Here is a 3,215-nt window from a genome sequence, read left to right as displayed (position 1 = left end):
TACATCGATCAGTCTTTACCGGAGGAGATCGGCAACGACCCGTTGGCCGAGGTGGTCACCTGGGCGCTGGAGAACCTCAACCAGCAGTTCGACGTCGAGGTGCTGGCGGCGCGCGCCTACATGAGCCGGCGGACGTTCGACCGGCGGTTCCGCACGCTGACCGGCAGCGCCCCGCTGCAGTGGCTGATCACCCAGCGGGTGCTGCAGGCCCAGCGGCTGCTGGAGACCTCGGAGCTGTCGGTGGACGACGTCGCCCGCCGCTGCGGCTTCCGGTCGCCGGTGGCGCTGCGCGGGCACTTCCGCCGCCAGCTCGGGGTCTCGCCGGCCGCGTACCGGACCAGCTACCGGGCCCGCCGCCCGGGGACGGCCGCGCCGACCCCGGCGACGTCGCACCCGGGCGACCTCCGGCTGGCCGGCGCCGTACCGCAGTCGGCCGCAGCGCACGCTGCAGCAGCCGCAGCCGCGGCGGCCGCCGGGAGTGGAACGTTCCCGGGCCAGCACGGCCAGCACGGCCAGCACGGCCAGCACGGCCAGCCGTCCGCGCACCCGCTCGGGGCGGGCAGCACCGGGCTGCCCGGGCACCCGGGCCAGCACGGTCCGCTGGGCCAGCACGGGCAGCCGTCCGCGCCGGGGTTCCACGCGCGCGCCGCGCAGCCGTACCCGCACCAGCAGGCGGCCCACCAGCCGCACCCCGGGCAGCCGGGGGCCGGGCGCGGTCCGGTCCGGCCGCCGCTGGTTCCGGCGCAGGCCGGTCCGGGGGCGGGCCGTCCGCCGCGCACCGCGGAGCACGCCGCGGCCGAGGACGGCCACCCTCAGCCGGGTGCGCGCGGCCAGGGCCAGGGGCACCGCAGTGCGGCCGAGCGGCCGTCGGACGAGACCGGCGCGGCCGGCGGGAGCGGCATCGGTTCCGGTGCCGCGGGTGCCCGCGGTCACGGCGCCCCGGCCGGGCGGCTGCCGCAGTCCGCGGTGCCCGGGACGCCGGACGGCCGGGCCCGGCAGGGCCGCGCTCCGCAGGTCCGTCCGCAGGGCGGCCGCGCCGCGGGACCGGACGGCGTCCGGGAGCCGCGCGACCCGAGGGCCGCGCGGGACGGGCACCAGGCGCACCCCGCCCACCCGGTGGGCCAGGCGGGCCAGGCCCGGGAGCCGCACGGACCGGACGGTCACGGCCAGGACGAGCACGCCCCGGAGGGCTGCGCCCCGGCGCCGCGCGCGACTCCTCCGGTGCCCGCGGCGCGTGATCGCGCCGTAGGGTGAGTGGCGTGAATGACCGTTTGGTATGGATCGACTGTGAAATGACAGGCCTCGACCTCGACCGGGACGCCCTGGTCGAGGTCGCGGCGCTGGTGACGGACTCCGAGCTGAACGTGCTCGGCGAGGGCGTGGACGTCATCATCCGCCCGCCGGCGGAGGCGCTGGCGAACATGCCCGAGGTGGTGCGCACCATGCACACCTCCTCGGGGCTGCTCGACGAGCTCGAGCACGGCGTCACGCTGGCCGAGGCGGAGGCGATGGTCCTCGCGTACGTCCGCGAGTACGCGCCGGAGGCCGGGCGGACGCCGCTCTGCGGGAACTCGGTCGCGACCGACCGGGGCTTCCTGGCCCGGGACATGCCGGCCCTGGAGAGCCACCTGCACTACCGGATCGTGGACGTCTCCTCGATCAAGGAGCTGGCCCGCCGCTGGTACCCGAGGGCGTACTACAACAGCCCGCAGAAGGGCGGTAACCACCGGGCGCTCGCGGACATCCGCGAGAGCATCGACGAACTGCGGTACTACCGCGAGGCGGTGTTCGTCCCGCAGCCCGGTCCGGACACCGACACGGCGCGGGCGATCGCCGAGAAGTACCAGGCGTCGACCGACTGACCCGCCCGCCGCCGGACGTGCCGGGCCTCCGTGCCCGGCCGGTCCGGCGGCGGCGGCTCACCCGGCGGTGGCCCCGGTCGGGGCCCCCGGGGGCCCGGGGAGGGGGTCCGCGAGCGCGTGATCGAAACCCTGGCGCGAGCACCCTCTCGGATCCTGTAGAGTTCTTCCTGTCGGAACGGGAACGCGAAGAGCGGGAACGAGCCGGACAGATGGTGGGTGTAGCTCAGTTGGTAGAGCACCTGGTTGTGGTCCAGGTGGCCGCGGGTTCGAGTCCCGTCACTCACCCCAGAGCCTGAGGGGCCGATCTCTTCAAGAGATCGGCCCCTCAGGCGTTTTCGCGTTCCCGCGCTCCGCCCCCGCGACCACCCGCGGGCTCGTGTGGCCCTCGACACATTCGCCGATGCTCCGCCCCTCCCGCCGCCCCTCCGACGGGAGATCCGTCGAGAGATCAGCACAAGAGACCCGTCGGCAGGTCTGCCCTCCAAAGCTACTTGCCAGTAACATCGTCGCCATGACCACACCTTCGATCGGCCAGCTGCTCGACTCGACCGTGCCGATGGCACGCACCCTCAAGCTGGAGTACCTGGAGACGACGCCCGAGCGCGCCGTGCTCCGCCTGCCCGACCAGCCCGAGTACCACAACCACGTCGGCGGGCCGCACGCCGGCGCGATGTTCACGCTCGCCGAGTCCGCGAGCGGCTGCATCGTCCTGGGCGCCTTCGGCGACCAGCTCTCGCGCGCCGTGCCGCTCGCGGTCAGCGCCGAGATCTCGTACAAGAAGCTGGCCATGGGCGTCGTCACCGCCACCGCCGTGCTGGGCCGCCCGGCCGCCGACATCGTCGCCGAGCTGGACAAGGGCGAGCGGCCGGAGTTCCCGGTCACCGTCGAGATCACCCGCGCCGACGGCGCCGTGACCGGCGTCATGACCGTCATCTGGACCCTGCGCCCCAACTCCTGACCACCCGGGGGCGGCCGCCCCGGCCGGCGGGCCGACGGGCCTACGGGCCTACGGCGCCCTCGGCCCCATGGGTTCGCCGCCAGCGGTGATGACTGTCCGTGACGGCGGCCGTGACCTCACGGCCCGTCCGCTCGTTCTCGATTCACGTGCGACCCAAACACGCGACCAAGGCCCCGGACCCCGCCCGACGCGCCGTCGGCGGCGCACGGCGCCCGGGTGGTCTCCGGCTTCCCGGGCCGCGTGCCGTAGCGGCGGGCGGGGCGCTCCTGGCGCAGCTCTGGGGGCTGGGGGCTCCCGGGGCGTTCGCAGCCGCCGTCGAACCGCTGCCGTGGCCGGCCGGCCACGCGGTCGGGCGGGCGCTGGGCACCGGACGGTCGCCCGACGGGGAGTCAGCC

General features: G+C 75.6%; 2 protein-coding genes, 1 tRNA gene and 1 pseudogene. All 4 read left to right on the top strand.

Annotated features, from left to right (window positions below):
- Positions 1-360 (top strand): annotated as a pseudogene (locus ABZ885_RS38090) (helix-turn-helix domain-containing protein); the annotation flags it as partial.
- An 899-nt stretch (positions 361-1,259) separates the two neighbouring features.
- Positions 1,260-1,862: an oligoribonuclease gene (orn, locus tag ABZ885_RS38085; protein WP_360199311.1), complete on the top strand. Its 603-nt coding sequence runs from the start codon at positions 1,260-1,262 to the stop codon at positions 1,860-1,862.
- 212 nt (positions 1,863-2,074) lie between these two features.
- Positions 2,075-2,150 (top strand) — tRNA-His (locus ABZ885_RS38080).
- A gap of 223 nt (positions 2,151-2,373) precedes the next feature.
- A complete protein-coding gene (locus tag ABZ885_RS38075; RefSeq protein ID WP_360199309.1) occupies positions 2,374-2,820 on the top strand; it encodes a DUF4442 domain-containing protein in 447 nt (148 codons plus the stop codon).
- Positions 2,821-3,215 lie beyond the last annotated feature (395 nt).

The sequence above is a fragment of the Kitasatospora sp. NPDC047058 genome (genome assembly GCF_040643935.1).
Classification (GTDB): Bacteria; Actinomycetota; Actinomycetes; order Streptomycetales; family Streptomycetaceae; genus Kitasatospora.
Note: the sequence above shows the minus strand (reverse complement) of the source record. Positions and strands in the feature narration are given on the sequence as shown.

Bases quoted from the DNA above. Each gene is read 5' to 3' on its own strand.
- ABZ885_RS38075 (WP_360199309.1), top strand. From the start codon at position 2,374: ATGACCACACCTTCGATCGGCCAGCTGCTCGACTCGACCGTGCCGATG.